Raw genomic sequence first — 24,893 nt, 5'->3', positions numbered from 1 at the left:
TTCTAAGAAAATTTCATTTTTTTGCATATTCGGAAACATCTACAACGTTTTCAGGGTATCCATCAATAAATTTTTTTATGTTTTTGCACGCATAGATGAATCGCCATGAACTTATGGATTCATCAACGTTTCCTGCGACATGAGGGGTCAGAATTGCATTTTCTGGAATTGGAAAGGAAACATTTGGCTCGTTCCACCAGACATCTGTGAGATAATAGAAATCTGAATTATTTCTAAGATATTCAAGCATATCCTGTTCATTTACAACTCCCGCCCTTGCAACATTTATTATCACATTACCATGGAATTTTTTCAGGAGGTCGCGGGAGACGATCCCCCTCGTCAGGTTCGACAATGGAATGGATATCAAAACAATATCTGATTTTGAGAATAATTCTTCGACGCTGCTAGCGAATTCATCCAGGTTGGGATCTTCAACCGGATGTCTTGAATAACCGACGACTCTCATACGATAGGCTTTTGCAATCCTCGCCGCACTCCTACCGATGCCTCCAAAACCAAAAATGCCAAGTGTAGCTCCAGATAAAGTGCCAACCGTTTCGCGTTCAAATACTCCGTTTTGTGCTTTTCGAACGAATTTGCAAATTTTCTTCTCATTGGCCAGAAGTAGAGCAAATGCGTGTTCTGCAACAGGATCAGAATATGCACCGGCATTGCTGCACACCGTTACCCCCTTTGGAAGTATTGAAAAATCAAAATGATCGACACCAGCACTTAACGTTTGAACGAGTCTGAGATTCGGAGTCGGAACAAAATGGTTGGTCACGATCTGGACTTCTGCCCCATCTGGCTGATTTTGGGTGATTTTTGATCCAACTATATCGGAACATTGTTTAAGAACAGATTCCTTAACTTCCATTCCTGTTAGGATAGTTATTCTCATGATCGGTCAATTAAAGCCAGAAATAAAAATATTGCATTATTGGAATGTCTGATGATACATGTAGTCATGCTATTAAATGTCGTGAAATATTAAACTATAGCCATGAAATATCATGTTGCCTTTGATAAAAGGTATTAGGTGAAAATATGCCAGAAAGTTTAGATCCATTTGACATAGCCCTGCAGCAATTAAAAAAAGCTGCAGTCGTGATGAAATTGGATAAGCAAGCGCTAGAGTTACTCAGTCAACCCCAAGCAATTCTTCAGGTGAGCATACCTGTGAAGATGGACAACGGCGAAACAAAAGTTTTCACCGGGTTCCGTGTTAGATACAGCACTGCAAGGGGACCAGCAAAAGGTGGAATAAGATTCCATCCGCAAGAGACCCTCTCAACAGTTAAGGCACTCTCTGCGTGGATGACATGGAAAACAGCAATGCTGAATCTGCCACTTGGTGGTTCAAAGGGCGGCGTAATATGCGATACCAAGAAAATGAGCAAGGGTGAGTTGGAAAGGTTAAGCAGAGGCTATATAAGAGCAATAGCAGACTTTATCGGTCCAGAGATAGACGTACCCGCACCAGATGTTTACACGACACCACAGATCATGGCTTGGATGATGGATGAGTACGAAAAAATCGTAAGACATTCTGCTCCCGGCGTTATTACGGGTAAGCCGCTTGAAAACTGGGGATCTCTTGGAAGAGGAGATGCTACAGCACGTGGAGGTTTGTACGTACTAAGAGAAGCAGCAAAATCAATAGGTCTTGATCTTTCGAAAGCAACGATTGCCGTCCAGGGATTCGGGAACGCGGGCGAATTTGCAGTGAAACTTGCGAAAGAACTGTTCAGATCCAAGGTTGTGGCGGTCTCCGACACAAAAGGGGCAATTTATGTGGAGAACGGAGTCGATTATGATAAGCTTCTGGAACACAAGCAGAAGACTGGTTCGGTCGTGAACTTCCCGGGATCTAAGAACATCACTAACGAGGAACTGCTCGAGCTAAAGGTGGACGTTCTTGTGCCAGCTGCAATAGAGGAACAACTTACCGCAGAAAACGCTGGCAAAGTTAAGGCCAAGATAATCCTGGAGCTTGCAAATGGGCCTAGCACTCCGCAGGCCGACGAAATATTCGAGAAAAATAAAATTCTGGTGTTACCAGATTTCCTGTCGAACGCTGGCGGTGTCACTGTGTCATACTTTGAATGGGTACAGAATAACACAGGCGATTACTGGACCGAAGAAGACGTACACAAGAAACTGGACAGCAGGATGACAGAAGCTACCAAAGCTGTTCTCGACACAGCAAAGAAATACGGCGTATACACCAGGACTGCTGCATACATCGTGGCTGTTAAGAGAGTGGCAGACGCAGCTAAATCAAGAGGTTGGTACTAGACTTTTTAACCTCCTTTTTTATCTACCTTTCATGAGCGGGTGTAGTGTAGTGGTTATCACAGGGGCTTCCCAAGCCCTTAACCCGGGTTCAAATCCCGGCATCCGCACATTTTATTTTTAGATTGAAAAATTGTTTTTGCAATTTCGCTTTGAAATTTTACAGAAAAGGAGTCCAAAACAAATTCTTTTGAAAAAGTATAAACAATCAATGATTCTGAAGATATTCCCTTACCTCAAGAGCCGCCTTAGCACCACTTCCAGCTGCTGTAATAGCCTGCCTGTACTTTTTATCAGCAGCATCACCTGCAACAAAAACCCCAGGAATAGCTGTTTTCACTTCTTCCGTTGTAACTATGAAACCTTTACTGTCAAGTTCAAGCTGTCCTGTTAGAAAATTGGTGTTCGGAGTATGCCCTATTGCAACGAACACACCGTCCGTCTGAAGCTCGCTTGTCTTGTTGGTCTCTACGTCTCGAATGACAACGCTCCTGACTTTCATATCGCCTTCCACTTCTTCCACAACGGCATTATAAATAACACTAACTTTTTGGTTTGAGAGTACTCTTTCCTGCATAATTTTCGATGCCCGGAATTCGTTTCTCCTGTGCACAATAGTTACAGACTTCACAAACTTTGTGAGAAACAGTGAATCTTCCATAGCTGTGTCTCCACCTCCAACAACTACCACAGACTTATTCTTGAAAAAAGGAGCATCACAAGTTGCACAGCTGCTAACGCCCTTGCCTATGAAAGAACTTTCAGATGGGATTCCAAGCCATTTTGCAGAAGCCCCTGTTGCGACTATAACAGTCTTGGATTCATAGTTCCCATAGGTCGTCTTAATCTTGAGCGGATTGCCTTTGAAATCCACCGAAATGACATCACCTTCAGCAAAACGAGCACCGAATTTCTCAGCATGCTTTCTCATGAGCGTTATGAGGTCCGGGCCAAGTATTCCGTCTGGAAACGCCGGATAATTCTCAACAGACGATGTCAGAAGCAGTTGACCTCCAGCGTTCGTGCCGCTTATTACTAAAGGAGAAAATTCCTCCCTCGACGTGTATATAGCGGATGTGAGTCCTGCTGGACCTGAACCTATTATGATCACGTTTTCAACCAATTAAACCACCATTACCCTTTGACATGGTAATGCCTCCGACAATAGTAAAAGTTACCCATCCCTAAGCTGATTGTGTTGCCCGACCTACTCTGTTATGCTATCTTTATGACCACTTTTTGATTTTGACCAGGTTTCTTTAGACAGCATAATAGCTATCAACAGCGCCACGGTGGCGACGAAGAGGACTAGGATCCAACTGTTGAATGTTCCGTAATGCGGAATAATCAATTCGATGAAAAGCGGAGCGAATCCACCTATCGCACCTCCAAAATTGTAAATGAATCCGATGCCAGTTGTTCTGAATTTCTTGCTTATGCTCTCTGCAAGGAAACTAGGAAGCGTGGAAAATATTGCGGCCATGAGAAATGACTGTATGCTATAGCTTATGTATAGGTCAGAAATAGAATGAAAAGACGTGCCAAGGATTGTAAGGGGGTATATTGAAACAAGGAATATAGAAGAGTAGATCAAAAGTGCAAGTCTCCGGCCCGGTATGTAGTTAGATAAGAATCCACCTATCCATACCCCCATAAGCGAAACTCCGTTTGCTACAAGAAGGATATACCCTACAGTTGTGATTGAAATGGCATTGCTCTCCATAACAGTTGGATAGAAACTTATAGTTCCTGAATTTACCAACAGTAATCCAGCGCAAATTATTATTCCAAGCACAACATATTTTGGAGCGTTCTTGAACATTGATATTACAGGTTCTTTCTGTATGGATTTTGTTTCCTTCATGTTTTTAAACACAGGGGATTCTTTTGCACCAAGCCTAGAGATAAGTGCAATTATTCCTGGGATAAGTGTTGTGAAGAAAAGTATTCTCCATCCGATAGTTTCGAACGCATTTCCAGGATATTCGAGTGTTAGTATTATGTATACCAATGTAACTATAAAATACCCTATGCCAAAGCCGCTCTGCACGAAAGAGCCGATGAAGCCCCTCTTTTCTGCAGGAACGCTCTCAGTTGCAAGGGCCGTTCCACCGCCATATTCGGCACCGGCGAAAAGACCCACAAGAATCAAAAGGGTGAAAAGGAGAGCAGTTGCCAGGTTTCCGTAACTTTTGTACGTCGGTAGGAAACCGATAAGAAAGCTCGAAAGTGAAAATCCCACCACGGTAACAGTGAGCATTGTCCTCCTGCCAAGCCGGTCCCCCAGAAAATTGCCAAATATTAACGAACCAAAGATACGTGGTACAGATATCAAAGCCAGGCCGAACAACGCGCCGACTAGGCCGAAATCAGGTGGCATAAGAAGCCTCGTTACAACAGTGACTGTTACAAGAGCATATGCGCTGGTAACGTATCCATCCATTACCCATCCAGACCATGCAGCTACAACATTCCTCCAGTACACGGTTGATAAAGGTTGATTCTCCATCCCAAGCCTATACACTCGAGACATAAGCATTTTTTCGTTAGTGAATCTGTAAATCAGTTTCCAGATGCGAACCATTAATAGATTGATCTGGAACACTAGAATCTTATTTTCTCTTCTTGGTCTACAGATCTGTCATCGAACTCCTTAGACTGACAATATTTCTCCTTAACCTTGTAATGTCTTGGCCCGTACTATTTATTAGATATCTTGCATAAGAAGGATCGATTTGAGAATCAAGAAAACATTAGTTAGTACATCCAACTAGTTCTCAAAGTAAGAAAAATACCGCCTTGACAGAAACTAAGGGGTTTGCAAGGATAAAGTAATTATGCATTTTCGTACTATTAATTTTAGGAGTACGATGAAATGAAACCATTAAGAAAATTTTTTATTCTTTTCCTCTCGGACACAGTACTTTTGCTTTTGTTTTTGATCTACCAGTTTACGAGCATATTCGCTGTTGAAAAAAATTACCAAATACAGAATCTAACAAATCATAATGCGAGCGGAAGTGGAGGAATACATACAGGAATAAAGTTTTATATGTCTGTTTACACGCATCCTCTTTCTGTGTTTTTCATTGTTGCATTCGTTTCCGTGTATGTAGCCACGTTTGTATACGCATATAAGCACATAAAAAAGTGATTGCGTGATCAAAATTTCTTATGTGCGTGTTTGTTAAGCTTATCGTAGATTATAACTAGACTCTCAACACTCGTCGACTTGGATACCTTTTAAATCATGTTAAGGATATTCTTGGTGCTATTCTTTATTTCCGGCTCTGTTACCCATAGAAAGCATCTTTAAGGAATATTCCAAGAAGAGGTTATTTAATATTGTTCAGAATAAGGTTGTGTGAGCAATAGCAGTGAATTCAAAATTGCTGTAAATAATCTTGTTAAATCTTATAACAACAAAACAAACGCAGTAGATGGACTTACGTTTTCTGTTTCCAAGGGAGAGATCTATGGCCTTCTTGGGAGAAATGGCGCGGGAAAAACTACCACAATAAGGATTCTGACAACATTGATTCCTCCTACCTCAGGAAATGCGGAGGTGTGCGGGATGGATGTAGTTCATAAAGCAACTAAAATAAGAAAACTCATTGGAGTCGTACAACAGGGTGAAGCTTTCGATTTCACTACAGTTGAAGGTAACTTCAAGATTTACCAGCTTCTGTGGGAAATACCTAAGGAAGAAGCTTCGAACAGAATGGAATACCTCATGGACCTCTTCAAAATCGGACACTTACGGAAAAAGAGAATGTTTGAGCTTTCAGGTGGCGAGAAAAAGAGGGTTCAGGTTGCTAGAGAATTCATGCATGATATGGAAGTGCTGTTCCTTGACGAACCTACTGTCGGTATGGATCCAATAATGAGAAGGGACGTCCTTAACTTTGTCAGAAATAAGGCCAAGGAGGGCCTTACTGTTCTTTTTACAACACAGATACTTGAGGAAGCTGATTACCTATGCGATAGAATCGGGATTATGAATAACGGTATAATCTCTGCAGAAGGTACTTCGGTTTCTTTGAAGAACTCTTATGGCGATCTGAGGAAGGTCGAAATGAAGTTCAGTTTGGAAGTGGGTTCAGATTTAATAGAGAGATTAAAGAGAGAATTCTCCAAAATTTCTGATATTCAGGCATATTCAATAAGCGAGAAGGAGTCTGAGTTTATAATAAAGAACATGGGTAAAACTTTGCCCTTAATCCTCAGTTTGTTTGGATCGATTGGCGTTAGCATTGAAACCATTTCTACAAATAACCCGACTTTAGATGACGTATTTCTCCAGGTGGTGGCCCGATAATGATTCCTTCATCGATTAAACTTACGATACGAAATATCAGGGTAAACGTAGATCCAGGAACTCTAGCCTTTCTTCTTGGTCTTCCTGTGTTATATTTCTTTGTACTTGGCCTCATGTTTCAGGGCATTGTCCCGGATTTTGAGTATGGAACGGTAAAAATATCATACGTCTCGTTTCTAGCACCCGGAATTATAGGGATGCAGACTCTCACGGCTGGGAACATCGGTGGAAGCCTCCTGTGGGCGGACAGAAGATGGGGCATGTTTGAACAGTTGATGGTTGGTCCGTTCAGAAGATCTGATTACCTTCTTGGGGTTGTCTTTGTATCAATCGTGTTCTCCCTTGGGGGGAGTCTAATAATGCTTGGATTTGCCTTTTCAGCAAATGCAACATTCATACTATCTACCCTTTCAATTCCTTACATAATAATCGCGCTAATAATAGGGACTGTATTTTTCACTTCTCTATTTCTTATAATAGCAGTTGTAGCAAAATCCATGCAAGCTTACAATACAATAACCATAGTTCTGTTCTTCTTCCTTGATTTTGCCAGCACAGCGTTCTATCCAATAACATCATCAACACCAACCTGGCTAAGAGCTATTTCATCGGTGAACCCTGTCAGCCTAGTCTGCAACATAGTCAGGGATTCTATGGTGTCCGGCATAAACTCAGCAACTATGACGACAACACTTGAAATGACCGGAATCATGGCACTGTTCTTCATCCTTGCAATGATCATGTACAGAAGAGTAAGAATTGGAGCTTAGGATCAGCACATTGCCACACCATTACTCTTTAAGCGAATAACTATGAAGAATTCTGAAGACGGTCTGTTGAAGGCTTCAGGCGAGAAGAGTGTCTAGAACTTGAAAAATGACTTCCACGAATGACCAGGCCACTTTAGATTAATACTATGTTAGAATTCACTACCGATGTTCCATACAACTAAAAATGGCCATAAGATCTGGTACGAACTCAACGGTAATGGGCCGGGAATTATCTTACTTCATGGACTTGGTGGATCTTTAGATTCGATGAAGCGTATCGCATACGATCTTGACGATGATTATACAAGGATTCTTGTAGATCTTCCCTGTCATGGGAAAAGCGACAATTTCTCACTTTCTCTCAGAGAATTATCTTACGAAATGGTTGCAATCATGCGGGAGAACAGTTTTCGTAAGTTTTCTGGAGTTGGTGTGAGCCTCGGAGCAATTATACTAGAAGAGACCTTATTCGACTTTGGAGATGCACTAAAAAATGCTGCATTAATGTCGCCCACCTCTGGATTCGACAATGAGGTAGCGAACATGATCATGAAGTGGGCAACGGTGCCTGGTCAAACAGCTAAAGATGTATTTTCCCCCGAATTTTTTGAGATGCATGAAAGAGAGATCGAAGAGTATGAAAATGAAAATCCTTTCTTACCAGAAAGACTAGCACCCCTGCTTTCCGAGATAATTGAGTTTACAACTATAGATAGAGTTTCAAACAATTTTGTTCTACTGCTGATGGGAAAATATGATCGATTATTCGGGAAAAGGATGCTTGATGACCTGAGGGATTCCTTCCCTAACTCAGAGTACAGCATTCTGGATTCAGGTCACGCAATTCATAGGGAGAAACCGGATCTTGCTTCAAAATTAATACTTGAATTTTTTAAAAAACACTCAAATGACGGAGACTGACATAACCTCCTCCCTAAAGCATCGGAGGTTCTCACTTTTACTCCGTTTTCGACTTCGTTCCTCACGCTCTGGGCGGTTTTGAGAAAACCCATTACCGGGCTTTGATGTCCTTCCAATCCCGAAAGTTGCATCTCTATGGGCATCAATGCTTCACTTGCATACATCCCTGTCTGCATGCAATCGGGATGTGTCTTCAACCCATTCCTCAACTCAGACACCGGAACGGAGACCTTCTCAACCTCATGTCGGAGTCCTTTCGGACCAATCGATGCATGTAGATTTCATGCACGACTTTGTCAGGATTTTCACCGAAGAAGTTTTGTACTTGAATTTCAATGTTTTTGCGATACATAAAAGTTTCGTAATTCATCTCTTCTCTAAAGACCAGAGCTTTCTTGCTCAAAAAATCTGTAAATTTGTGAAATATAAAGCGTAAACCAAAGATCGTCTCCGCAATGTAAATTTGCCAAACCTTATAACAGAAATGATAGCTTTCTTTATTTTCTGCACAGCTCAATAAAATTTTGGAATATCTCCTTTCCATACTGAGTATTCTCTACTTCCGGATGGAATTGTATCCCGAATATTGGCTTCTTAATATGCTCAAAAGCCTCTATCCTGCATGTACTCGACGAAGCGAGGGTTTCGAATTCCTTCGGAAGATCTTTTACTTCGTCGTTGTGGTTTTCCCATGCTGTGATCTTTTCGGGCAGTCCCTTTAGAATCCTAGCGGTTTCTGCTATTACAACCTCTGCTTTTCCAAATTCCGGATTTCTTGCAGGACCTACTTTTCCCCCGTAATGCAGAGCTATAAACTGTGCCCCGACACATATTCCTAAAATTGGGTACGTGTGATCGTCAATGATTTCACCAATATTTCCTAACTTATTGAGTTCGTCCTGTATACTTGGAGCGCCGCCAGAAAGCACCAAGCCATCAAGATTATCTGCTTTTGAAGATGGAGAATCATTTGGGATTATCTCACACTCTATCCCAAGGTCCCTTAGGACTCTATACTCCCTATGCGTCCACTGACCTCCGTTGTCGACAACGTTGATTCTCATCTTTTTGTGCCCAGGCTATTCGATTCCTTGGATTCCAAGAGATTTGCTTATTTCCTTGTAACGGTTTCTTATTGTTACCTCAGTTACTCCAGAAACTCTAGCAATCTCTTTTTGCGTTCTCGGTTTCCCTACCATAACAGAAGCAATGTATATGGAAGCTGCAGCAACCCCTGTCGGACCCTTTCCGGAAGAAATACCCATCTCGATAGACTTTCTAACGATGTCTTCACTCACAATAATTGCCTGTTTATCTAGGTCGAGTTTGCTGCAGAACTGCGCAACATAAGAATATGGAGTTGTCGGTTTTAGGTTTAAGCTCAGCTCCTTGGCAAGATGTCTATAAGCTTTGCCAATCTTCTTCTTGTTGACCTCAGAAGCCTTTGAAATTTCATCAAGCGTCCTGGGAAGGTTTACCATTCTGCAAGCAGCATATATGGACGCGCATACTATGCTCTCAATACTTCTGCCACGAATAAGATTCTTCTCAACTGCTTTCCTATAAATAAGCGCAGCAGTCTCTTTAATGTCTTTAGGAGTACCAAGTTTTGCACCATTATCATTCAACATTTGCAAAGCAAGAGAGAGATTCCTTTCAGCTGCATTGCTTACCCTAATCCTCTGGTGCCACTTTCTTACACGGTATATCTGTGCTCTGTTCTTGTGCGGTATTCTCTTTCCATAATAGTCTTTATTTGACCAGGATATTTCCGTTGCCAAACCTTTGTCGTGACTCAGGAAAGTCATTGGAGACCCCGTTCTGGCCCTCCTGTCATCCTGCTCGGAGTCAAAGGCACGCCATTCAGGTCCCTGATCAATAAACGAATCCTCTAGGACCATGCCACAGTCGTTACAGATTAGCTCTCCTCTCTCATAATCTCTCACGAGATGCTCGGAACCGCATTCCGTGCATCTCTTTGTTGTTTCCTGTCCTTCAACTGTCATTTATACACCTAACAAAAGAATTGTTAAAAGGACATTCTTTCATGTATTAAACCTTTTCTAAGTATAATATATATAAATGTGAGTGCACAAAAAATAGCATTATGGCTTAAGGGATAATCTTTATATTACTATAACCGAAGTAGGAAATCAATTAAAATATTACGCAATCTTTTTGTGTTTATGTGCTTGTGGACTGTATTCCGAGATATGAGAAGTAATTATATATTGCTTGCAAAACTTTTTAAGAGATTTACGAATGATTTAAATAGTAGAATTTACTATTCAGTTTATGCAGGATGATCACTTGGAAGTTATTCATGTCATGAAAAACCAAATCGTTATCCATATTAAGGGATGCATCAAAATAAAGGCTAAAGTGTTTGACGGTGGCAAAAGACCAATAGGCACTGTCACAAGAATATTTGGCCCAGTTTCAAATCCTTATGCCTTGATCAACTTCAACGAAGAAATAAGTGATTATAGCAACCTGAGTGTGAGATGTTAAGTGATAAAAATGGAAAATGAGCAAAAGAAGAAAAACATAGAGGAAATAGAAAAGTGTCCTGAGTGTGGATCCACGCAATTAGTAAGAGATTACGAGCGTGGTGAGCTAATTTGCAAAAATTGCGGTCTTGTTATTGATGAGAGTTATATCGATCAGGGTCCGGAGTGGCGAGCGTTCGATTCTGAACAGACTGAAAGCCGCGCACGAACTGGATCGCCAATGACATACACAATACACGATAAGGGACTTTCAACAGACATATCATGGAAAAATAAAGATTCGTTTGGAAAATCTATCCCTACTCGAAATAGAGCACAACTTTACAGACTAAGAAAGTGGCAGAAAAGAATAAAGGTTTCAAATGCTGCAGAGAGAAATCTGTCACAGGCTCTTCAGGAGCTTGAAAGAATGTCTTCAAATTTGAGTATTCCTCAGGATGTAAGAGAGACCGCAGCCGTAATATACAGAAAGGCAGTAAAACAGAACATGATTAGAGGAAGAAGCATCGAAGGTGTTGTTGCTGGCTCAATTTACGCAGCATGCAGGATCACTAACGTGCCAAGAACGCTGGATGAAATAGCGAGTGTTACTAGGGTTAAGAAAAAAGAGATAGGTAGAACATACAGGATAATGAGCAGATATCTCAAACTCAACATAATGCCATCAAAACCTGAGGACTACGTTAACAGGTTCTGCAGCAAGTTGAAGCTATCCATGGAAGCCAGGAAAAAAGCTACGGAGATTCTTAAGATGGCCGAAGACAATGACCTCACCTCAGGCAAAGGTCCAACTGGTGTAGCAGCCGCAGCAATATACATAGCTGCACTAATGTCACAGGAAAGGCGAACACAGAGGTCTGTGGCCGATGTTGCCGGTGTTACTGAAGTAACGATAAGGAACAGATATAAGGAGATAACAGAAAAACTTTCTCTAAACATAGAGGAAGTTGAGTGAACTATCACTTGGGTTACAACAAGATAACTCACTCTTTTTTCCTTATATTTTCGTAAACCTCATAATTCCTAAGAACATCATCAACAACGTTATACAGGGAAGTGACTTTAAGCCTTATTATTTTTATCAATAGTCCATCTTCAACCATATCCATAGATATCGTATCAGGGTTGTCAGGCTGAAGTGTTTTGTATAACTTCTCAGCATCATCCTTTGCACATTCGATTTTAAGTTCAATGTCTATTTCCGGAACCGTTTATATCACTTTATGTATATTTCTACCTGTAATCAACTTTTCCTCCTATAAACATACTAAAATTAAATGTAAAGGCGTTAACGGGGTAAGCGGAGGTTGCCGAGCCAGGTTAAAGGCGACAGACTCAAGATCTGTTTCCGTAGGGATCCGCCGGTTCGAATCCGGCCCTCCGCATATTTATATTAAATTGTTTAAATCTTACTCCCAAATTACCTCGAGACCGTGTACTTTTCGAAATACAGGATCGTTCGAAATGAGTGATAAACTTCGAGTCATTGCCTCTGCGGCAATTAACCTGTCATGTAGTTCGGGAATACCGAGAGACAGAAAAACATCCCATCCATCTTCTGGAAAACTGGATTGGAATATAAAAGATGTCCCTCTCAGTTCATCTAGGACTTGCTTGACAGCACCCCTCGGATCGGCCAATCTTAGCCTCCCTTTCATCGCAATATAAATGAATTCTCCCATCACTATCTGCGGTACCAGAATAGAAGCCTCTCCCATTTCGGCTAGAGAAAATATATCAGATGCAGGACTTGGCAAATTATCCTCTAAATATCTAACTAGCCCAACTGTATCTATTATGAAGTTTTTCACAACTTCCACTCTTTTCTTAGGGCTTTAATGTCTTTCTCGAATCCTTCACTGTCCACCTTGCCTTTTAATATCCCTCTCAAAGTACCCTTCGCATGTCTGATAACAATGCCTTCTTCAGAATATGATACAATAACGCTATCTCCATAGCTCAGGTGGTATTTATCCCTCAAATCTTTAGGAAGTGTGATCTGCCCTTTTGAACTAATCTTAACCTTTTTAACCATATGAAATATAATTGCCTGTGTCTATATTAGCTTTACTTGAGGTAAAGAATTATGAATAGAATTTTACAATAAAAAGTTAGTGAATTATTCGCTTAAAACAACAGTGGAACACAGCCCTCTCGCATTTTGTGTTCCTGAAAACGATAACAATAACCCTCTGTGGGCGTACTCAGTTTAACTGCAAATTCAGTACACCATCAGTGATAAACGATCCAGGGTTAACGTAAATTTAAACCTTAATTCAAGCTTTTTTACATAACATGTCAAGATCAATCTTCAGATCCGCCACAAGGTCTTTCGCTTTTTTTTGGTGCCTCGCTCATAATGTCTCCTTTCTCCATCCTTTAGATCTTGATTCTTGACAGTATGAGAAAAACATCCCTCACACTGTATTTCCAATCGATCATGTTCAGAATCTGGAAGTGAAGATACAGTGAAAGAAGATTCAGGAACATGTATGTGAAAAGCATGTTGTAATCGCCGGTTGATTTTTGTGCATTTTCGCCGGAATAAAAGTGATCCAGATTGAAATGTTTCACGCATCTCTGAATAAAATACGAAATTAATTATGTCCATGTTGTTTCATGCCTCGTAAATGGCAGAAAACAGAGTATACACACCTAAGAATGGGAAGATCGTCCTGGAGGGGATGAGCAGTACCATATCCGTCGCAGATCTCTGCAGGAAATATGATCTAAAGCCGACAAGATGATCTGATGGATCAATGTATCGAAGGGAAGCTGAACGAAATTCTGGTTGTTCTTCGTTCCCATTTTAACCGACTGCTCCAGTACATTATTCCTCATATTTCTCCATGGTTTTTCTCTTTTCCTTTTTGCTCCTTTGACTCGTTAGAATCCTTCATATTATGGAGTATGACCGCTGCAAGTGAAAATATTAGAAAAAAGAAAATGCCGAAAATAAAGAATGTGTTTTCCATTGTTGATCCGTATGCAGATAAAATTACGCTCCCAAACGCACCTGTGCAAATAGATGCAAATGCGAATCCCATCGCTAATAGGCTTAGATTATCTATATATTTGCTCATTCCATTAGCACCCCTTCGTTCCCGTCTTTTTAGAACGTCTATAGGGTTTTGGTGGAGAATGTTCTATGTGCATAACATAAGCTAGCGTAAATGAAAATATTAAATTTTACTTTAGGAGAGACTTTGATGGGATGCTTAAGGGACCAAAAAGTAAAGATCAACATCAATTCTATGTATTCTGGGATCACAATTCAGCGAGGCGGTAACACACCGTTGCAGATTCGTTTACTTTTAAACAACGCTACATGGAAGACCCGACAGTTATCGCTATTGTGAATATATGGAGGTCCTGTTAGACATTATCATTACACTATTATGCTATTCTTACGCATGAGTTCAGCCCCTTCTTGAGGCCTGGAATGAATTCATAATTCCTCTTAAATTTGCAATTGATGATATCCATACCAATAATTGATAAAATTATACATAATTTCAGCTCTACAATAAAAAATCCTTTAAATAACCGCGATTACTTATTATGATTGGAAATGGCGTGACTAGTATGAAAATAATTTTATCCGTAGATTCAGAAGATAAGATACCTATGTCCATAACTGCCGCTGAACATCTGTCAGAAATGCCAGAAACGGAACTTGTTGAGGTAGTATATCTTAACGGAGGAATTGCAGCGACGACTCAAAAGAATAGAATAAGAAGCATGCTTGAAAATAAAAAAGTTCAAGTTGTAGCATGCGGAACATCGATGCAGGCTAGAAACATAGAAAAAGATGAACTTGCAGAAGGCGTAGTTTATGTTCCCGCGAGTCTGAAGGAAATAATTAAAAGAAAGCAGGAAGGTTATATGTATCTGGTCCTCTAATTTCATATCCACTTCCTGCCCACAGCGCATGTGCAATTGATATGTGGTTATCTGCTGTTTGCATATTTTACATAATTTCTTGTAAGAAGTTAATTATTTAGTGAATTCTTTCTCGTTCTATTTTTAAACTGAATTTCGCACCTTTCACGGAATTTAAACGTCTTGAATAATTCCTTAAATTCACATTCGGATTATTAATTATTGCTAATATTTTAATCTACTTCTTTTACGCTATCACAGAATAAATATATTGATGTCCGACATAGACATGACCGTTTAATTTATATCTTAATAAATGTTTACTCTGTACTATGATGACAGAAGTGACTGAACTATTTGGCTTGCCTGTTTATACGGACAAAGGTATTTTAGTGGGGGACGTTTCCGATTTAATACTCGATCTAGAGCAACAAAACATTTACGGTCTTTATGTTGAATCGCCAAATCCTCAGCTCGTAGAGGGTGGGTCAGCAATAAGCATACCCTACAGGTGGATAAGGGCAGTTGGAGAGATAGTTATATTGAGGAAATTTCCAAGTTTTCTCAAGGCTCCAGAATAAATAATGTTCCTTATTTTTTAGCATTTCAACTTTAGCCTGACATCTTTTTAAACCTAGATAGCATATTCTCTTATGGCAAAATATCAATGCAAATGTTCAGATCTGGGCTATCAATGCTCTTATGTTCTTGAAGAGGGGAGAGCTGAGGACATACTTCCTATGTTCAAGATTCATTTGAGGTATGCGCACAACGTGTGGGACTTTACTGATGCGATGACTGAAAAAGTAAAAAATGCCATTAAGGAAATATCATAGTTTATGAGTGCATTTTCAAGAATACCAACTGTGTTGAGACCGCAGGAAATAATCGACAAAGCATTACTGAAGTCCTCTAAAATCTCGGAGCCTTATTTCCCTGATTTTATAAAAAAAATAAAGAGTGAGGTCATAGACAAGATATCAACCGTGGAAAGTGTTTCCACGGCATATTTCAGGAAGCTCATTAGCAAATTCCCCAGCTTGAACAGCCTTTATCCATTCTACAGAGGCATGATAGGACTGATGATTGACCTCGACCAATACAAGATCAGCCTCGGTCACGTTCAGTGGGCATCAGATAAGATCGTTGAACTTGCGAATCTTAAGATAAAGAGTTCAAAGAAAAGGAAAACGGTACAGGAACTTAACAAGGATCTTAAGGAATTCTACGGAAGGTTTGCCTCCATAGTCAAGGACCTAGACAAGGACCTCACATTCCTTGCAGAATGTAGAACGAAAATTAAAGAAATACCAGACATCAAAATGGATTATCCGACATTCATTGTAGCAGGATTACCAAACGTTGGAAAAACTTCCCTTCTTTCTAAACTTACGGGAAGCTCTCCGATAATAGCCCCTTACCCATTTACAACCCAGAGCCTGTTTATAGGATACATGAATATTGGGAATCGCGGGATTCAGATCATCGATACACCAGGAATTCTTGACAGGCCAATGAAATCTAGAAATGAGATGGAGAGAAAATCCATACTATGCCTTCAGGATCTGGAGGGTATACTCATCTTTCTGTTTGATCACTCTGGTTCATCTGGATACAGCAGCCAGGAACAGGAAAATGTTTACAACGAAATAAAGAGTAATTTTAAGATCCCAATAATTCGAGCACAGAGCAAATGTGACATAAAGCAGGAAAAGAAGGAAGATATTCAGATATCGTGTTTGACCGGAGAAGGCATCGAAGAACTTAAGGAGATTATGCTCAACAAGATAAACAGTGATTCAAGATGGATCTAGATAATGAGATCAGGAAACACGCTTTAAAAAACGCATACCAGCATAATGGAACGGCGGAAATAGGAGCCGTGATTGGCAAAATACTTGCTGAAAATCCCGAACTTAGAAAAGATACAAAAGGTGTCGCTTCAAAGGTCTCGGAAATAGTAAAGGAGATCAATTCCCTTTCATTTGATCAGATCAAGACGATCATTCAGGATCGCTATCCGGAATTTCTTGTAAAAGAAAAGAGGGTACAGGAGCATCGCCTTCCAGATCTTGAAAATGTTCAAGGAAAGGTGGTCATGCGAATGGCTCCATCCCCTTCCGGACCACTTCACATAGGCCATTCCAGAATGGCAATACTAAACGATGAGTACGTAAAACGTTACGGTGGCTCGCTCATATTGAGAATAGAAGACACAAATCCGGAAAATATCGATCCCATTGCGTATGATCAGATACCAAAAGACCTCGAGTGGCTCGGCGTAAACTTCGATAAGATCGTTATACAGTCAGACAGGTTTGACCTGTATTACGCAGAAGCCAGAAGACTCCTGAGCGAGGACCATGCCTACATCTGCACATGCGAACAGAGTGATTTCAAGGCCAAACTTCTGAAATCTATCGCGTGTCCTCACAGGAACACAAGTGCCAGCGAAAACCTGGAACTCTTTGATAAAATTCTATCTGGGAAGTTCAAAAAGGGAGAGGCTGTCCTTGTCATTAAGACCGATCTTAACCACCCGAATCCTGCTATCAGGGACTGGATAGCTTTCAGGATTGTTCAGACAGCACACCCACGAGTGGGAAAGGATTTCATTTTCTACCCTACAATGAACTTTTCAGTTGCCATCGATGATCATCTACTGGGCCTTACGCATGTGATAAGGGGAAAAGACCACCTCAACAATACCTACAGGCAGCTGTACATATTCAACTATAATTCCTGGAAAATTCCTGAATACTATCACTATGGGCTCGTAAAGTTCCCAGGGTTTGTTTTGAAGACGTCGATCATTAAAAAGGGGATAAAAAGTGGCCTTTACTCTGGATGGGATGACATAAAACTCGCAACTATCATGACGTTTAGAAAGCGCGGATTCAAACCGGAAACATTCAGGAGGTACTGGATAGAATCAGGTATGAGAGAGATAGATGCTGAGTTTTCCATTGAAATATTTAATTCCATGAATAAGAACATCGCGGATTACGAGACTCCAAGATTGTTTTTTGTGCCAAATCCACTCAGACTCCATATAAGCAATACGAAGGAAATAACTACAAAGATACCAAATCATCCATCCAACAAATCTCTTGGAACCAGAGAATACACCATCCCCCAAAATGCGGATGTTTATGTTCCCTCATCAGATTGGAAAACTGTTGATGAATCTTCCGTCGTTAGGCTCAAAGATCTCTGCAACGTGAAAAGAGAGAATGAAAACGCGGTTTATGTTGGGAACGATCCAATAAAGAACGCCAAAATATTGCAATGGTCACCAGAAAATGGCGTTCAGTTTGAAGTTCTGAAACCTGACGGCACGAAAGACATCGGGATTATGGAACCCCATGGAAAAACGTTTTTTGGCTTTTGCCAGCTCGAAAGATATGGGTATGTTAACGTGATTTCACCAGGAATTGCCTACTTTACACATTCCTAGGAAATTTCATTATTTTCACCCAAAAAAATCGCTATTCTCAAACTCTTTATTTCTGTAAGACATTATGAAATTATGATTGTTGAAGACCAGAGAAATGTTGCTTGCGGCGGCGATCCTTTCAATTACCTCAAAAGCGTTATGAAAGGTCTATCAATATCACTGGAACCAGGGCAGGATGCAGAAATATTAGTAATGAAGGATAGATTTCCATATTCAAGGGAGATCTTTGAGAGTCTCGCGCGCGGTACCAAGCTTGCACTTACCGACGTTAGAGAAAACGGGGATGAATTTGATATCTACGTTAGAAAACCGATAACATGACGTTTAACGCATTTTTGTGCCAAAAGGATGAATTCACCATTTTGATACTTTCTTTCAAAATTGACCCGTAAGAAACATTTTTTTCCGATTATAATAAGAAAATTCTTATGTAATCTTGCATAAGGAATTAGATAAGTTAAGGTAATTTTGAATGGTTAGAGAAATGGAAAATTATGATTCGTCCCAGATACAGATTTTGGAAGGGTTAAAGGCAGTAAGAAAAGTTCCCGGAATGTACATCGGATCAACCGATCAAAGAGGTCTACATCACCTCGTCTACGAGGTCGTGGATAACAGTGTTGATGAAGGAAATGCGGGGTTCGCAAATTCCATTTATGTAACAATATATAAAGATGGAACTATAAGTATAGAGGATAACGGAAGAGGCATACCTGTAGATACGCACCCAAAATACGGAAGGCCTGGCCTTGAGATCGTTCTCACAGAACTACATAGTGGCGCGAAATTCGACAAGAAGGTTTACAGGATTACGGGGGGACTTCACGGCGTTGGTGTCCACGTCGTCAACGCGTTATCTTCGGAACTTACAGCTATAGTGAAAAAAGATGGGAAACTCTATTATGAGAAATTCGGACAGGGAATACCATCCGGGTCCCTCGTCTCGATTCCTTTATCTGAGAAAGAATTAAACAATGACCTGCGGGACGTGAATATTAGCTATCCGGAAAGTGGAACAATAATCTGGTTCAAGCCGGACCCTGAGATATTTGAGACTGTCGAGTTCTCTTACTCGGTCATACTTGAACGCCTGAGAGAACTTGCATTCCTGAATCCAAATCTCACGTTTCTCGTTGAAGACAGACGGACTAATGATTCAATTACGCTTCACTTTGGTGGTGGATTATCAGAATTTGTGCAGTACCTTGGAGAAGGTTATACGTTCGTTCACAAAGATCCTATTGCTCACCTTGAACAGACAGATGATTACGTGGTTGAGTTCGCACTCCAGTATAACACAAGTGTATCAGAAACCATGGAAAGTTTTGTAAATAACATCAACACAATAGAAGGTGGAACACATGTCACTGGCTTCCGGGCCGGACTTTCAAGAGCCATACAGGAGTACGCGAAGAAAAAGGACATGGTCAAGGGCGTGGAATCCATAACAGGCGATGACACAAGGGAGGGTCTTGTTGCCGTTCTGCATTTAAAGATTTTAGAACCACAGTTTGAGGGACAAACAAAATCAAAATTAGGCAATAGCGAAGCACGCGGTATTGTGCAGTCTGTTGTGGACAATTTTGTAAGTTATTACTTTGAGAAGTTTCCAGGAACGGCAGACATAATCGTAAAGAGGGTCTTGGCAGCAGCAGCCGCAAGGGAGGCATCCAGAAAGGCGCGTGATCTTGTAAGAAGAAAAACGGCACTCGAAGGTGGAGGCTTGCCAGGAAAACTGGCAGACTGCTCGTCCAGCGATCCCTCTAAGACCGAGTTATACCTTGTTGAGGGAGACTCAGCAGGTGGTTCGGCAAAACAGGCCAGAAACAGGGATTTCCAGGCTATACTCCCTCTAAGAGGAAAGATACTTAACGTTGAGAAGTCCTCGGATTTAAAGATCCTCGAAAACCAGATCATAAAGGACCTCATAACGGCCATCGGTTCCGGAATAAAGGAAGACCTCGATATAAAAAAGCTCAGGTATGGGAAAATAATAATAATGACAGATGCAGATGTGGACGGGGCACATATCAGAACCTTGCTTCTTACATTCTTGTACAGGTATGCACGCGAGTTGATCCTGAATGGAAACGTTTTTTTTGCACAACCTCCACTTTTCAGAGTGCAGAAAGGAGACAAAGTTGCCTATGTTTATTCCGAATCAGAAAAAGATGAGGTTACAAGCAGATTTGGGGATAATTGCATAATACAGAGATTCAAAGGTCTTGGAGAGATGAATCCAACACAGCTGTGGGAAACGACCATGAATCCTGAAACAAGAAAACTCGTTGAGGTTACTGTGGAAGATGGTGCCCTTGCAGACAGACTTTTCTCTATTTTGATGGGAGATAAGGTTGAACCGAGGAGAAAATTCATAGAAGAGAATGCAAAGTACGTGACTAATATCGATCTGTGAGCTGATAAAAATGGAAAAGAAACCTGTTGAAGAAGAAATAAAAACATCATACCTCGAATATGCTATGAGTGTTATAGTAAACCGTGCCATACCAGATATTAAGGACGGTTTGAAGCCCGTTCAAAGAAGAATCCTTTATTCCATGAGTGAGCTCAATCTAACGCATGACAAGCCATACAAAAAATGCGCAAGAATCGTTGGGGAAACCATGGGTAAGTACCACCCTCATGGAGATGCTGCAATATATGACGCTCTTGCCAGAATGGCACAGGATTTCTCCTTGAGGTATCCGCTGGTAGATGGCCAGGGGAATTTTGGATCAATAGACGGGGACTCCCCGGCAGCGATGAGGTATACAGAGGCGAGACTTTCACCAATTTCAGAGGAAATGCTTGCCGACATCGAAAAGGACACGGTACCATCAAGACTGAATTTTGATGGAACACTGAGCGAGCCTGAGTACTTCCCTTCTAAAGTTCCGAATCTTCTCCTGAATGGTGCATCTGGTATAGCAGTGGGGATGGCGACTAACATGGTCCCGCATAATCTTAATGAAGTATGCGACGCAATAGATTACCAGCTTGACAATCAAAATTGTTCTGTTGAGGAACTCCTTAGATTTGTAAAGGGCCCTGATTTTCCCGGTGGAGGTGTGTTGTTCCAGTCACAGAGTCTCATAGACGCTTATCTCACTGGGCGCGGTAAGGTTGTTTGCCAGGGCGAGGTGGACCTTTCGAAAGAAAAGATGATAGAGATTAAATCCCTGCCGTATACAGTAAACAAATCCATCTTTATTCAGGGCATCGCTGAGCTCGTTAAAAACGAGGTGATTAGAGGAATTACAGACATAAAGGATGAGAGCGACAGAAATGGCATGCACATAATTGTTAAGGTGAGAGACAACGATATGAGGCCGCTGATACTGAACCAGCTCTATGAGCATACCGATCTCGAGCTTTCGATAAGCATAAACAATCTTGTGTTGGTTAACAATGAACCGAAAACGCTGAATCTGAGGGAAATGATCCAGAATTTTATAGATCATCGGCTGAATATCATAACAAAGCGATCAAAATACGACCTTAATCGGCTGAGAGAAAGGGAACACATTCTCCTTGGCCTCTCCTCGGCCCTTTCTAGGATCGAACAGGTAATAGATGCAATAAGGAAATCAAAGGATACTGCGGAAGCAAGATTGGCTCTTCAATCCCTCCTGGACATTGACCAGGTACAGGCAAACGCTATCCTGGACATGAAACTTCAAAGACTCACGTCACTCGAATCCTCGAAACTTCAGGATGAGCTGGCCACTGTGAGACAGAAGATTCAGGATCTGGACATACTTCTCGCTGATGAAGGGAAGAAAAGGCAAGTTGTCAAGGAGGAGATCCAGTTTCTAAAAACAAAGTTTGGAGACGAACGCAGGACGAATGTCATGTTTCGCTCGGCGGGAGGCAGGACCATAGAGGATCTTATTCCAAATGAAAGTGACATCATCGTTTTGAGCGAAACCGGGTTTCTCAAGAGAGTATCGCTCAACGAGTACCGCGCCCAGAAAAGAGGCGGGAAGGGTATAATCACATCTACCGTAAGAGAAGATACCGTTAAGAGCATAGTTCCATGCAACTCGCATGATGACCTCTTCCTTTTTACCAACTCAGGTCGAGTCCTGAAAATAAAGGCATATGAAATCGACAAGAAATCAAGGACTTCTGTAAGCGTTACCGCTTCCTATTATGTCAAGCTAGGCGAAGGAGAGAGTGTACAGCAGGTCATGAAGGCCTCGGGAAAAGAGGATGATTACTTAATGATCATAACCAAGGGTGGATTTGTGAAAAAGACTTTCATGAAGTCGCTCTTGAACATGAGATCCTCTGGATTGAGAATTATCACACTGAATGAAGATGATGAGGTAGCTTCCGTTGAGAACATAGGCAAAGAAAATGTAGTCTTCACAATTTCCAGTGCAGGAAAGGCTTCGGCTTTCGATGTTTCAGAAGTACGCCCAACAGGGAGGAGTTCAAGGGGTGTAAGAGCAATGAGACTCGGTAAGAATCAATACATAATCTCGGGATTCATGTGCAGTGAGGATCAGGATGTTCTGACCATATCTGAGTATGGCATCGGGAAGCGTACACCAATAAATGCGTTTAACCTTCATCACCGCGGAACCTCAGGTATGCTCGTTTTCAAGGAGAGCGAGAGAACGGGCAAGCTGATAAAAGCAATCCCTGTTCAAGAATCCCAGAACATCATCATAGTGACGCAACAACAAAAGAGCATAAGGATTCCTGTTAAAGATGTGAAGATCCAAAGCAGGGTTACATCCGGTGTTAAACTAATCGATGTTGGTGAAGATGATAGAGTGATAAGCATATCCTCAGTAGATACCCAGGAAACTGATCCGTAGTGTACCGTTTTTTCAATTTGGAAGCCAACCGGGCATGAAGACAAATACGGATTTGACATCCTTATGCTGAAAGTTTCAATACTTTGAGTTCAGAGAAGGCATAATCATGAAGAACATAAGGAAAATTGTCGTGCCCATAGAGATAAGGGCATTGAAAACGGCAAATGTCTACAAAATAGAGGATTCTGAGATATTAATTGATTCAGGAATGTCTAATCGCACTGTTGCCTCGCTCAATGAGGAGGGCATAAAACTTGACGATCTGAAGATGCTTGTGCTAACGCACCTCCATATAGATCATGTTGGTGGTGCCATGGCAATAAGCAAACAGTATGGAATACCAATAGCTATGGGTAAAAGGGATGCACTTACTATACAGTCAATGCAAGACGATCCGAATGGATACTGGGAGCGTATTCTTTCATTTCTTTTGGACAATGATGTCCCTAAATCTGTGGTGGAACACGAACGCGAAATGTTCTCTGATCAGAGGAGAGTCGATGTTTATGCCAGCTTGAAAATAGACAGGATGCTCAAGGAGGAGAATATAGACAGTAACGTATCTGTGATAGAGAATCCGGGCCACACCATGGGTTCGATATCGATTCTTCTTAGAGACAGCAGTGCCATGTTTGTAGGAGATCACATAATATCAAAAATTACACCAAATATAAGCAGTTACACTTTTGAATCGGACATGCTTGGACATTACATGGATAGTCTGGAGAAGATTAAGGGCATGAATCCACGGATAATTTTTCCCGGACACCGCGAGGAAATCAGAGCCATTGGGAAGAGGATTGACGAGATAAAGGCCCACCACTATTCAAGGCTTAAGGAGGTTGAGGAAATCTGCCTTGATAGATGGAAATCCTCATACCAAGTCGCTGGCGAGATGCGATGGAGCAGCAACAGATCCATGAAATCGATGAACGTTATGGAAACCACTTTCGCAGTTGGCGAAGCAATTTCGCATCTTGTACACCTCTACAACCTTGGAAGGATAGACAGGAAAGACTCCGGAAAAATCGTAAAGTGGAAAACCATCTGATTTTTCCATTAAAAAAAATCTGTGAAACTAAATATACACCAATTTAACTTTACTATACATGAATATAGCAAGAATTGATATCACAGGAACCATAAATCAGAGAACAGTCAGAGAGTTATCACCAATAATAGATTACGTTACAAGAAAGAGGCGGATAAAAGGAGCTGTGCTTTTCATAGATTCAGGTGGCGGAGATGCAACCTCAAGCCAGATCCTTTACTCAAAGATAAAGAAGCTAAATTCTACAAAACCTACATACGCCTCAATACAAAGTGTAGGGGCATCTGGAGCTTACTGGATTGCCTCAGCTTCAAGAAGGATCTATGCTCTTGACACGTCCCTTGTCGGATCCATAGGTGTGATAAGCATAGTTCCCAACGTGAGGGAGCTCATGAAAAAAATTGGTGTTGACGTCAGGATCATGAAGGTCGGGAAATACAAGGACATGCTTTCTCCGTTCTCTCAATCCAATAAAGAGATGGACGCGAAATATGAGAGGATCATGAACCATATGTTCTCTATATTCCGGGATGAGGTCATGGCGAGCAGGAAACTTGCTAGAGAACAAATAGACAAGATTGCGACAGGGGAGATATTTTCCTCTATAGACGCGAAAGAAAATGGCTTGATAGATGAAATAGGGGACTTTGGGAATGCAATGGATGCATTAGGCAAAGAGCTTAAACTGAAACCGAGCCCAAGGACCTTTGCACCACCAAGACCCTTCATAAGGAGACTTATTGGAAGCTACTTTGTGGAGGAGTTTCTTTATAAACTGGAGGAGGATTTTTTCAGGATATTCTGAACGCTGGCATGCTCTTCTCTCTAAAGATCGGAGCTTTCTTGCTCAAAAATTGTAA

The 24,893-nt window shown here is 41.2% G+C and carries 25 protein-coding genes, 2 tRNA genes and 1 pseudogene; 19 read left to right on the top strand and 9 right to left on the bottom strand.

From position 1 onward, the window contains the following. Nucleotides 1–13: 13 nt before the first annotated feature. Nucleotides 14–904: a 2-hydroxyacid dehydrogenase gene (locus tag LVQ96_00480; protein MCW6169634.1), complete on the bottom strand. Its 891-nt coding sequence runs from the start codon at nt 902–904 to the stop codon at nt 14–16. A 146-nt stretch (nt 905–1,050) separates the two neighbouring features. Here LVQ96_00480 and LVQ96_00475 point away from each other — a divergent pair, with 146 nt between their 5' ends. Together LVQ96_00475 and LVQ96_00470 are read left to right on the top strand one after the other, a co-directional pair. Further along, a complete protein-coding gene (locus tag LVQ96_00475) occupies nt 1,051–2,301 on the top strand; it encodes a Glu/Leu/Phe/Val dehydrogenase (GenBank protein ID MCW6169633.1) in 1,251 nt (416 codons plus the stop codon). A 35-nt stretch (nt 2,302–2,336) separates the two neighbouring features. Beyond that, a tRNA-Gly gene (locus LVQ96_00470) sits at nt 2,337–2,408 on the top strand. A 98-nt stretch (nt 2,409–2,506) separates the two neighbouring features. Here the strand turns inward: LVQ96_00470 and trxB are convergent. After that, the gene (trxB, locus tag LVQ96_00465) at nt 2,507–3,421 is read right to left on the bottom strand and encodes a thioredoxin-disulfide reductase (protein ID MCW6169632.1); all 915 of its coding nucleotides are present in this window, start codon (nt 3,419–3,421) and stop codon (nt 2,507–2,509) included. A gap of 84 nt (nt 3,422–3,505) precedes the next feature. Next, a complete protein-coding gene (locus tag LVQ96_00460) occupies nt 3,506–4,807 on the bottom strand; it encodes an MFS transporter (GenBank protein MCW6169631.1) in 1,302 nt (433 codons plus the stop codon). Nucleotides 4,808–5,173: 366 nt separating this feature from the next. Between LVQ96_00460 and LVQ96_00455 the strand changes: the two genes are divergently transcribed. From LVQ96_00455 to LVQ96_00440, 4 genes are all read left to right on the top strand, one after another. Beyond that, nucleotides 5,174–5,452 (top strand): hypothetical protein, encoded by a 279-nt coding sequence (locus tag LVQ96_00455; protein MCW6169630.1) that lies wholly within the window; start codon nt 5,174–5,176, stop codon nt 5,450–5,452. Between the two features lie 210 nt (nt 5,453–5,662). After that, the gene (locus LVQ96_00450) at nt 5,663–6,616 is read left to right on the top strand and encodes an ABC transporter ATP-binding protein (GenBank protein ID MCW6169629.1); all 954 of its coding nucleotides are present in this window, start codon (nt 5,663–5,665) and stop codon (nt 6,614–6,616) included. Further along, the gene (locus LVQ96_00445) at nt 6,616–7,386 is read left to right on the top strand and encodes an ABC transporter permease (GenBank protein ID MCW6169628.1); all 771 of its coding nucleotides are present in this window, start codon (nt 6,616–6,618) and stop codon (nt 7,384–7,386) included. The genes LVQ96_00450 and LVQ96_00445 overlap by 1 nt, the downstream gene beginning before the upstream one ends. A 165-nt stretch (nt 7,387–7,551) precedes the next feature. Continuing rightward, nucleotides 7,552–8,307, top strand: coding sequence for an alpha/beta hydrolase (locus tag LVQ96_00440; protein MCW6169627.1), 756 nt, complete (start codon nt 7,552–7,554; stop codon nt 8,305–8,307). Nucleotides 8,308–8,804: 497 nt separating this feature from the next. Here the strand turns inward: LVQ96_00440 and LVQ96_00435 are convergent, their stop codons facing one another. Together LVQ96_00435 and LVQ96_00430 are read right to left on the bottom strand one after the other, a co-directional pair. Beyond that, nucleotides 8,805–9,371 (bottom strand): GMP synthase subunit A, encoded by a 567-nt coding sequence (locus LVQ96_00435; GenBank protein ID MCW6169626.1) that lies wholly within the window; start codon nt 9,369–9,371, stop codon nt 8,805–8,807. A 15-nt stretch (nt 9,372–9,386) separates the two neighbouring features. Further along, nucleotides 9,387–10,313, bottom strand: coding sequence for a transcription initiation factor IIB (locus LVQ96_00430; GenBank protein MCW6169625.1), 927 nt, complete (start codon nt 10,311–10,313; stop codon nt 9,387–9,389). Nucleotides 10,314–10,602: 289 nt separating this feature from the next. On the opposite strand from LVQ96_00430, the gene LVQ96_00425 reads away from it, so the two are divergent. The 3 genes from LVQ96_00425 to LVQ96_00415 all read left to right on the top strand — a co-directional run bounded on the left by LVQ96_00425 (nt 10,603) and on the right by LVQ96_00415 (nt 12,202). Beyond that, a complete protein-coding gene (locus tag LVQ96_00425; protein MCW6169624.1) occupies nt 10,603–10,818 on the top strand; it encodes a hypothetical protein in 216 nt (71 codons plus the stop codon). Nucleotides 10,819–10,827: 9 nt separating this feature from the next. Beyond that, nucleotides 10,828–11,772, top strand: a complete 945-nt coding sequence (locus LVQ96_00420; GenBank protein ID MCW6169623.1) for a transcription initiation factor IIB — start codon at nt 10,828–10,830, stop codon at nt 11,770–11,772. 345 nt (nt 11,773–12,117) lie between these two features. Next, nucleotides 12,118–12,202: transfer RNA gene (locus tag LVQ96_00415), tRNA-Leu, on the top strand. Nucleotides 12,203–12,226: 24 nt separating this feature from the next. On the opposite strand, the gene LVQ96_00410 is transcribed toward LVQ96_00415, so the two are convergent. The 4 genes and pseudogenes from LVQ96_00410 to LVQ96_00395 all read right to left on the bottom strand — a co-directional run bounded on the left by LVQ96_00410 (nt 12,227) and on the right by LVQ96_00395 (nt 13,900). Next, the gene (locus LVQ96_00410; GenBank protein ID MCW6169622.1) at nt 12,227–12,628 is read right to left on the bottom strand and encodes a PIN domain-containing protein; all 402 of its coding nucleotides are present in this window, start codon (nt 12,626–12,628) and stop codon (nt 12,227–12,229) included. Further along, a complete protein-coding gene (locus LVQ96_00405; GenBank protein ID MCW6169621.1) occupies nt 12,625–12,852 on the bottom strand; it encodes an AbrB/MazE/SpoVT family DNA-binding domain-containing protein in 228 nt (75 codons plus the stop codon). Before LVQ96_00405 ends, LVQ96_00410 begins: the two co-directional genes overlap by 4 nt. Before the next feature lie 241 nt (nt 12,853–13,093). Further along, a pseudogene (locus tag LVQ96_00400) lies at nt 13,094–13,325 on the bottom strand (IS1634 family transposase). A 329-nt stretch (nt 13,326–13,654) separates the two neighbouring features. Then, nucleotides 13,655–13,900 (bottom strand): hypothetical protein, encoded by a 246-nt coding sequence (locus LVQ96_00395; GenBank protein MCW6169620.1) that lies wholly within the window; start codon nt 13,898–13,900, stop codon nt 13,655–13,657. Between the two features lie 502 nt (nt 13,901–14,402). Here LVQ96_00395 and LVQ96_00390 point away from each other — a divergent pair. From LVQ96_00390 to sppA, 10 genes are all read left to right on the top strand, one after another. Beyond that, nucleotides 14,403–14,720 carry a DsrE family protein gene (locus LVQ96_00390; GenBank protein ID MCW6169619.1) on the top strand — a complete coding sequence of 106 codons (318 nt, stop codon included), beginning with the start codon at nt 14,403–14,405 and terminating at the stop codon, nt 14,718–14,720. A gap of 311 nt (nt 14,721–15,031) precedes the next feature. Next, entirely contained in the window at nt 15,032–15,280 is a 249-nt protein-coding gene (locus LVQ96_00385; protein MCW6169618.1) for a PRC-barrel domain-containing protein, read from the top strand. Nucleotides 15,281–15,352: 72 nt separating this feature from the next. After that, nucleotides 15,353–15,535, top strand: a complete 183-nt coding sequence (locus tag LVQ96_00380; protein ID MCW6169617.1) for a DUF1059 domain-containing protein — start codon at nt 15,353–15,355, stop codon at nt 15,533–15,535. Nucleotides 15,536–15,538: 3 nt separating this feature from the next. After that, nucleotides 15,539–16,513: a 50S ribosome-binding GTPase gene (locus LVQ96_00375; GenBank protein ID MCW6169616.1), complete on the top strand. Its 975-nt coding sequence runs from the start codon at nt 15,539–15,541 to the stop codon at nt 16,511–16,513. Beyond that, the gene (locus tag LVQ96_00370) at nt 16,504–18,156 is read left to right on the top strand and encodes a glutamate--tRNA ligase (GenBank protein ID MCW6169615.1); all 1,653 of its coding nucleotides are present in this window, start codon (nt 16,504–16,506) and stop codon (nt 18,154–18,156) included. Before LVQ96_00375 ends, LVQ96_00370 begins: the two co-directional genes overlap by 10 nt. Before the next feature lie 72 nt (nt 18,157–18,228). Next, entirely contained in the window at nt 18,229–18,477 is a 249-nt protein-coding gene (locus LVQ96_00365; protein ID MCW6169614.1) for a hypothetical protein, read from the top strand. Nucleotides 18,478–18,628: 151 nt separating this feature from the next. Further along, entirely contained in the window at nt 18,629–20,572 is a 1,944-nt protein-coding gene (locus tag LVQ96_00360; GenBank protein MCW6169613.1) for a type IIA DNA topoisomerase subunit B, read from the top strand. A 10-nt stretch (nt 20,573–20,582) separates the two neighbouring features. After that, a complete protein-coding gene (gene gyrA / locus LVQ96_00355) occupies nt 20,583–22,982 on the top strand; it encodes a DNA gyrase subunit A (protein MCW6169612.1) in 2,400 nt (799 codons plus the stop codon). A 106-nt stretch (nt 22,983–23,088) separates the two neighbouring features. Continuing rightward, on the top strand, nt 23,089–24,033 hold the full coding sequence (locus tag LVQ96_00350; GenBank protein MCW6169611.1) for an MBL fold metallo-hydrolase: 945 nt from the start codon (nt 23,089–23,091) through the stop codon (nt 24,031–24,033). A 58-nt stretch (nt 24,034–24,091) separates the two neighbouring features. Further along, on the top strand, nt 24,092–24,838 hold the full coding sequence (gene sppA, locus LVQ96_00345) for a signal peptide peptidase SppA (GenBank protein MCW6169610.1): 747 nt from the start codon (nt 24,092–24,094) through the stop codon (nt 24,836–24,838). Nucleotides 24,839–24,893: the final 55 nt, after the last annotated feature.

Source organism: Thermoplasmatales archaeon (assembly GCA_026127925.1).
Taxonomy (GTDB): domain Archaea; phylum Thermoplasmatota; class Thermoplasmata; order Thermoplasmatales; family Thermoplasmataceae; genus JAKAYB01.
Note: the sequence above shows the minus strand (reverse complement) of the source record. Positions and strands in the feature narration are given on the sequence as shown.